Annotated in this window: 4 protein-coding genes and 2 tRNA genes; 5 read left to right on the forward strand and 1 reads right to left on the reverse strand. The window is 30.7% G+C overall.

Going from position 1 to position 7,880, the window contains the following annotated elements:
* Window positions 1–202 precede the first annotated feature (202 nt).
* Window positions 203–2,224 (reverse strand): hypothetical protein, encoded by a 2,022-nt coding sequence (locus tag ACYSNX_RS05740; protein WP_461753728.1) that lies wholly within the window; start codon window positions 2,222–2,224, stop codon window positions 203–205.
* Window positions 2,225–2,565: 341 nt separating this feature from the next.
* Here ACYSNX_RS05740 and ACYSNX_RS05745 point away from each other — a divergent pair, with 341 nt between their 5' ends.
* The 5 genes from ACYSNX_RS05745 (at window position 2,566) to ACYSNX_RS05765 (ending at window position 7,752) form a co-directional block, all read left to right on the forward strand.
* The gene (locus ACYSNX_RS05745; protein ID WP_461753729.1) at window positions 2,566–3,117 is read left to right on the forward strand and encodes a GNAT family N-acetyltransferase; all 552 of its coding nucleotides are present in this window, start codon (window positions 2,566–2,568) and stop codon (window positions 3,115–3,117) included.
* Window positions 3,118–3,344: 227 nt separating this feature from the next.
* Window positions 3,345–3,418, forward strand: a tRNA-Arg gene (locus ACYSNX_RS05750).
* Window positions 3,419–4,057: 639 nt separating this feature from the next.
* Window positions 4,058–4,131, forward strand: a tRNA-Arg gene (locus tag ACYSNX_RS05755).
* A gap of 1,291 nt (window positions 4,132–5,422) precedes the next feature.
* Window positions 5,423–5,887 (forward strand): lipocalin-like domain-containing protein, encoded by a 465-nt coding sequence (locus tag ACYSNX_RS05760; RefSeq protein ID WP_461753730.1) that lies wholly within the window; start codon window positions 5,423–5,425, stop codon window positions 5,885–5,887.
* 1,028 nt (window positions 5,888–6,915) lie between these two features.
* Entirely contained in the window at window positions 6,916–7,752 is an 837-nt protein-coding gene (locus ACYSNX_RS05765; RefSeq protein WP_461753731.1) for a hypothetical protein, read from the forward strand.
* Window positions 7,753–7,880: the final 128 nt, after the last annotated feature.

Here is a 7,880-nt window from a genome sequence, read left to right on the forward strand (position 1 = left end):
TCTTTTTGATAAAAAAAGAAACTCTTTTCCTTTGTTGTTTTGTAAAGTCTTTTAAGCTAAGGTGTTAGTTTTTAAAATATTTCTTTTAAAAAGTTGTTTTTGTATCTTATTGCAGTAAAAAGTTTAGTTATTGATGCTAAAATTTGATAAAGCCATAGGAGTAGTTTTACTTAAAACTACTCCTATGGCTTTATTTATGCTGTTATTTAAACAATTTTGAGAAAAACCCTTTACTAGAAGTTTTACCTCCAAATTGATCTACATATTGGTCTAACCATGGTACATCCGCATTATTGCTGACTAAAGTATCTAACCATTCGTTTACGTGTTCTGCGTTGGTTGGATAGCAAACAGGTAGATATCTCTCCATAATATAGTAGAATTCAGTCCCCCACATATAATCCATAGCTGCATACGCGTCAAAATACAAATCAGCATAATGCTCAAATAAGTCCATTTGGCCGTTTTCATAATAAGCTTTTGCTAAACGGAATAATACATCATCACTTTGAGGGTAAAACTGATAGTATTCAAATGGAGTATAGATAGGTTCTCGCTGACTTTCTTGTAAATGCTCAGCGATTGTATCATCGGCTTCAAAGGCATGTACTAAATAGCTTTGTTCAAAACTAGAAGTTCCATTGTCTCTAAAGTACTGCATTAGCTCAGGCTTTACTTCGGTATATACCTCGATGGCTTTAGATATATCTCCAAGTTTTGTTAAGGTTGTTACTAGTTGCAGCTTAAATCTAAAGTAATCGGAAGGATCTGCCTCTTTCATAGGGTAGGATAAGTACTCTTGGATAGCTTGAGCAAATTCCTTGTCTTTTCCAAGTATTTTATATAGGTTACATTTTACACTTAATTGGTAATAGAAGAAAGATAGTTCTTGACTGGCTTTACTATATTCTATTGCCTTTTCATACATATGCTCAATCTCATTGTTTAAGATAAAACACACAATGTTATGATAGCATTGAGCTAATTGATGGTTTTGCATTAAAGAAGATGTAGCATACATATCTTTATGTAAATAGTTGTCAATTAATTCTGCTCCTTTAGCATATAGCTCTAATCGTATATTTATGTATTGGTCGTATAATGGTCCTTTGTCTAGTTCATTCTCTAATTGATCTAAATAATACATATTATCCAAAAGTTTAACTGGATTGCCTTTAGCTTTGGAAAGGTCTAATGTAGGAACTTCATTGTATTCTCTAATGTAAGTAGCTACGTATAAAGGTATAAAGGCTGTTTCTACAACTGGTAAAAACATAGTTTCTTTTAATAAGCTTAATACTTTTTTGTTTTTATTATCCTCTACAAGTAAACTTGCATAAGCACACATTAAGTAAGGATCTTTAGGATTCTGTAGGTAAAGGCTTTCTGCTTCTTGTTGCCACTTTCTATCTCCATACATGCAGTACTGTAAAGATAAGTAAGCGTGGGCGATAGCAGTAGTGATAGGGTGGTTGTTTATTAAAAATAGAAGTAGCTCTTCTAAGTTTTGGTCATAACCTTGTGGCTGGTGTCCATTTTGAATAACCGATATAATTTGTAATGCCAATTGATCTACTAATTCTAAATCTTGCTGATCCATTGCAATAGACATGAAAAAGAAGATAGGGTAGGTGTCTTTATAGGCTAATGTGGTTACGTGTTTTCTAATTAGGTCTAAAGCATTCTCTAACTGGTTTACTTCCTCATCACATAAGTAGTACACACAGTGGTATAAGTAAAGGCTTACGTAAAAGTCTCTTTCTATGCGGTGCTCTATAGTTTGTGCAAAATCAATATTGATTAAGTATAGTTCAATGGCTTTAAATTTATTGCCTTGGTACAGACAAAGGTCTATGTTAAATAGATTTCCTTTTAAAAAGTAGTTCTTATCCTTTTTAAGGAATTCAAAGTAATTTGTAAAACGTTCAATATCGGTTTGTTCAAAGTTAAATGTAACTTGAAGAAATAGCCAATCTATAATAGCTTGTGGGTTTTTCTCATCAATATCTAAAATTTGTTCTACTAAAGTAAGTAGTTCGATTTGCTTTGCTAATGGATCTAAATCATGATCAATTAAATCACTAATTAGTTGATTAAGTAGTTCGCTTAATAATAAACGAGATTCAAGATGCCCTGGATTACTATAAGCAAATTCTTTAATGGTTTGCTCTGCATTTTGCAATGTACCGTCTTTTAGTGCCTGTTGTATTTGAGAGAAATTCATGCTTTTTGAGTTTAAATTACAAGACAAAACTATTTAAGAATTTAGTGCAAAACAAGGCGATTTTTAAAAATACCTGAAAACAGGGAGTAGGTTTTTTCTCGTGGAAATTCTCATTAAATAAAGTTAAGTTATTGGTTTGTAGTTATTTGTAATGATGTTTACCTGGAAAATAAAAAAATGAAATAGTTTTTTAATGTGTAAGCTAGGGGATTAGTAGATAGTGCATAAACGGCCTAGCTCTAAACAACTTTTAAATCGACAAAAGCCTTGTTAGTTGTTTTTTTATTTTAACTTTAATATTCCTTTAAAAGGCCTTATATATAAACCAATACTATTTTCGCATGGAAACAATTTCTTTACAACCTGCTTTATCCAATGAGCAGGTAACTCTTATTCCTTTATCTACCCAAGACCTTATGGGACTATATGAGGTAGCTAAAGATCCTAAAATATGGGAACAGCATCCCAATAAAGATAGATGGGAGTATTCCAATTTTATTGTTTTCTTTGAAAATGCTCTTTTAAGCAAGGGAGCCTTTAAGATTGTAGATAATGCTACGCAGCAGATAATAGGCAGCACTAGATTCTATAATTATGATCTTATTGAAAACTCCATAATGATTGGGTTTACTTTCTTTAGTAGAAAATACTGGGGAAAAGGATATAATGCCCTTGTAAAGCAACTAATGCTGGATTATATCTTCATTACTGTAGATAAGGTTATTTTCCATATTGGAGCAAATAATATACGCTCTCAAATGGCTATTGAGAAAATAGGGGCTAAAAAAGTAGCTCAAGAATTAGTAGATTATCCCAATGAAGAGCCTAGACTCAATTGTATTTACCAAATTACTAAGGAAGATTGGCAAAAATCAGGATTGTCTAAACAATAATTTTGGTGGCTTTTTACTTAAAAACGCCTTTAGTACTTAGAATGGAAGGGAATAAGAAAAAAGTTTACCTATAACAAACTACCTTTCAGGTAGTTGTTTTTTTTTATTAAAAAAATCATTCTTTTTATTTGTTTTGTGCTTATAAAAAGCAATATATTTGCAGTGTTCAAAACAAAAACATATCCATGTTTACGGATTGAATGGGAAAATTTTGAGTATCAAAATGAGGTCCAATAGCTCAGCTGGATAGAGCAACTGCCTTCTAAGCAGTAGGTCTCAGGTTCGAATCCTGATTGGATCACTTAGCGTTTTAAAGAGCGTTGATTTCTAGATAGTTCGCTAGATAAAGACAGTAGAAATATTGTTTTTAAAAGGCAAATTAGCTATTTAAAACTTATAAAAAAGACTACTAAGTATTTAGTGGTCTTTTTTGATTTTAGCCCCTTTGGTATAACCCTAAAATTTTTCGAATATAGATTTTAGGCATTCCTGAAATATTAATATAATAGGGATAAATCTTTTTACTTTTTAGATTGTTATCTGGGCGGATTATACTTTGAAATAAATTACCTTATTGGGTAATTTGTTATATTTGGAATGAGCGTTGTATAATAAGAGCCTATTAGCTAATATCTTATGTATTTCACTAATGAAAATGTTATAGGATAAGAGAGAGATTTACTTACTATAACTGCTTTACTTAGCATTTTATTACTAATAGTATAATGTGTTAGTACCCAAAAGGATAGAGTTTTATTTAGTTTTTTTAGTTGTTGAATTAATGTAAGTTACTGATAATCATAGGTATGTGTTTATTTTTAAAATAAACTGAAAAAATATTTAAAATACTTGTTTTTGTATTATATAATTTTATATATTTGCACTCTCAAAATAAAGGAATAAGTCATTGCAAAAAGATGGTTTTTCTTTATAAAGAGATGGTCCAATAGCTCAGCTGGATAGAGCAACTGCCTTCTAAGCAGTAGGTCTCAGGTTCGAATCCTGATTGGATCACAAAAGGGGCTATCTCATTTGAGACAGCCCCTTTTTTGTCTGCATATCTAAGTATGTAGCTTTTTAAGATGTAAATACTGCTTGTTAAGATTAAAGCTTATCAAAAGAGGTGTTTTAGATAGTCTTTACTTGTTTTATCTTTAGTTAAGGCTACTTTGTTTGCTTGTCTTATGATTAGCGCTGTATTTACCTCATATATGCGTTTTGTGTTTTTTTAGGTATGTATTAAAAACATGTTTTACTATGACCAGCTGAATTTTTGAAATACCAGCTGTTTTTTGCGATCTATGTAAGGGGAAATTCGGTCCTCTCCAAATCCGTCAATGTAGTTATAGCCAATTACTTTGCCTATTAATTCGTTACTTCGGTTTGTTATACCTGTTTTACTTAGTGTTTCGTGAATTTTTCTTTCATGATCACTATAGTCACCCGTATAGGCACTACCTTGAATAAATAAGCCCGTTTGTAAGTATTTATCTCTAGTTATCCAGTAATTGATAACTCCTTGTACATAGTTGTAATATTCGAAAGAGATTTGTTTTCTACGGCGATTTTCTATAGCAAAATGACTATTTTTGATTTGAGAATATTTTTTCTTGGTAAGATAATCTTCTTTATTCTCTTTATATTCTTTATATTCTTTTTCAGCCTCTAAGTACCATTCATATACTTTGCCATAGGTTTGAACAATGCTTAAATCTCCATTAAAGATATATTATTCACCTGTCCAATCGAATTTAATGAAGTCATAGTTAAATAAGTCATCCTTATATTTTAATTCAGGGTTGCCGTCTCCCCAAACGCTCACAAAATGTACTTTTCCATCTCCTTTGTTTAATTCAGGTAGGTCTATGGTTAATAATGGGAAAAATATTGCTTTGAAAATTTCAGGAGGGTTGTCAAAACTTCTTCAATAGTTGGAAATGCTTTCATAAGGTCGATTTTATAATTTTAGCTTATTGATTTACTAGATGGTACAATGATTATAGTTATATCTTTATGGATAGTCGAAAAAAATGTTTTTTTTGCTTCAATGAAGCTAGAGCTACCCCCAAAGCTATTTAGATGCTGATTTAATCCAAAACTCTAATAATTACCTTTTTTGTTAAAATAAATACGTTGTTTTTTATTAACTTTCTTATTGTTGTAGTGTATTGGAAATTATATTAGCGCAAGTAGTGCTAATATAATTATTCTTATAGTTATCTTAGATAGGTATTTATAGTGAAAAGCTTTTAAATACTTAAAAAGGAAGAAACATTTGATTTTATTAATACAATATACAGGCAAAATGAATAGAAGAAATCCTTTACTTATCATACTAATACTTAGTCTTTTTATGTTTTCATGTATTGGAACTCATAAGCAGAGTTTACAAGATCAACATATGCGGGAGCAAATTATAGGAACATGGGATGTCGTTTCTATTTACAAAGATGGACATTATTATGATTTGGATAAGTGTGAGTTAGAGAAGGGAAAATTTGTTTTTTTGCAGGATAATAAGATGAAAGAGCAGAAAGGAGAATTAGATGATAATGACCAGTGTAATATTGTTGAACAGGAGTATAACTACGAAATTTCAGGTGGACATCTTTACCTTTATGGTGTAAATGACCAAACAGAAGTGCGTATGAAATATGTACATGTAGATGAAAATACGATCTATTTAGGGGTTCAATATTCTTATGAGGCTGGGAGAACAATAAACCAATATAAATACGGCGAAGAAATAATATACACTTTAGAGAAATAGGAGTAAGTTCTTTTTTATACTTATACTCTTAATTTATACCCGTTCTATAGGGTATAGGTGGAATCTAATGTCTTAATCCTTTGTTTTAGAAACTAAAATGCTAGTAGAAAGATTTTATGAAGTGACCAGTTATTTTTCCAGCTTTGAATATGAAAAAAATGGCCATTACTAAAGCTAGATATAAGGCTAGTTTGTTGTTAAGTATATATGCTAATACTTTTTTTAAAAATAACTCATTCATGGTAATTAGTTTTAATATTCGCTCTATTTAAAGTGTGAATTTTCGGTTTTAAAAGCTAAGTTAGTGAAAATGATTTAATTAAATCTCTTTTAGAAATGATTTAATTAGGGCATAGGATTTCTTTAATTGGGGTTTTGCAATTGGTTAATAAAATTGCAGCAAAATTGGTAATATAAGACTGTAACCTATTGTAAAACAATAATACAAAAGTGCGAATAAGCATTAGTTATCTAATGTACATAGCACATTGTGGCTTCTAGTAACCTTTCTATTAAAGCTTTAAAGTCCTGATATATTGTTTTTTATTATCTTATCTTATCAATAGCTTAGGTAATAAAGGCCTTATTGACTTCTTGAATGACTTTTTTTATCAAAATGCAATAATCTTTGCTGTATCTAGTGTTATTTGTTCTCTCTTGTACTAGCTAAGTCTTCTGGCCTTGACTATCCATAAATAACTCACTAGTTTACCCTATAAGTTTATTTAGGAAACTTCTACTTTTACACGTTCAAATGCATACCAGGCTTTTAAGCCGTTATGCTCCATTTGCAATCCTTTTTAGTAGGGGATGCCCTTAGTCTTTCTCAATACCTCTCTTGGAAGCTTGTGTTAAGTAAAACAACAAAGTTATCAAGTGTTTTTTAATTGGTCTTCTTGGTGCATCAATCTGGTTTATATCTAATAAAAGATTCGCGTATAGCCTTAAGGGCTGATAAGTAAATTAGTTGTTAAAATGCAGATTTAGTACATGTACAGAAATGTTTACCCTTTTTATATACTACCCAGTTGGATAATCTTTCAAACAATGCTAATAATGTGGTAAGTGCTCAATTAAATTATACTAGTGGTACATATGTAACTACTACCTCAAATGTGGAGACACCTTTTACTATTAGGCCTGGTAGAGATGCAAATCAAAAGATAAAGTATAACAAAGTTACACTGATTTTAATCCCTAAGGATAATTATAAAGAAATGTATGTTAGTGTAAAGTTAAGTAGTGATGATACAGAAGTACAGGTTTTAGATAATTTCATCTATACAAATGACTTTAAAACACAAGATTTATCGGGCAATGTCTATGACTTTAAAACAAAAATACCTGATGTGTTTAAATTAGGGTTTGCTGCAGCTACTGGTGGTGCATATCAAGATCAGGCAATTAGGAATGTATATGTAAGTTTACCATACTCACCCAAAACAGCACCTGATAAAGCATTTATATGTTTAGATAGTTCAAATGTGGCTGTACTTCATCCTTATGCAAATGATGTGTTCTATAAAGGTACAGTAATGTCTCCTATAGCTTGTAATGATACCTCGTGTATTGATTATTCCAGTTTTCAGTTTGAAGATAAAGATGGTTTTGCTTTAGATGCTAATAATCCATATTACTATAAAGATCAATATGGTGTTTGGCAGTATAATGCGGCAAATCAAACGGTAACTTTTACTCTTTTAGATAAGGATGCACAAAATATAAAGCATAAGATACATTATTCAGCTAAGGGAACATCAGGTGTTTTTGCAAATGAATACTATAGATCAGGAACAACTTTAATTGAAGTAACTAGTAGATATTGTACTTTACCAGTGAATAAAAATATAAGAACTTCAAAGTAAAGGATCAGGTACAAAACTTGGGGAGGAAAAGATAAAATAATATCTTTGTGTTATGATGGACAGCAAAGAATTACTAAAATTAATCCTACCAGAGTACTTGGTAGAGCATTTCAATATTACTAAAGTAG

This window comes from Myroides sp. LJL115 (assembly GCF_054871665.1).

Coding starts and splice junctions, on each gene's coding strand:
- ACYSNX_RS05740 (WP_461753728.1), bottom strand. CDS start 2,224: ATGAATTTCTCTCAAATACAACAGGCACTAAAAGACGGTACATTGCAA.
- ACYSNX_RS05745 (WP_461753729.1), top strand. CDS start 2,566: ATGGAAACAATTTCTTTACAACCTGCTTTATCCAATGAGCAGGTAACT.
- ACYSNX_RS05760 (WP_461753730.1), top strand. CDS start 5,423: ATGAATAGAAGAAATCCTTTACTTATCATACTAATACTTAGTCTTTTT.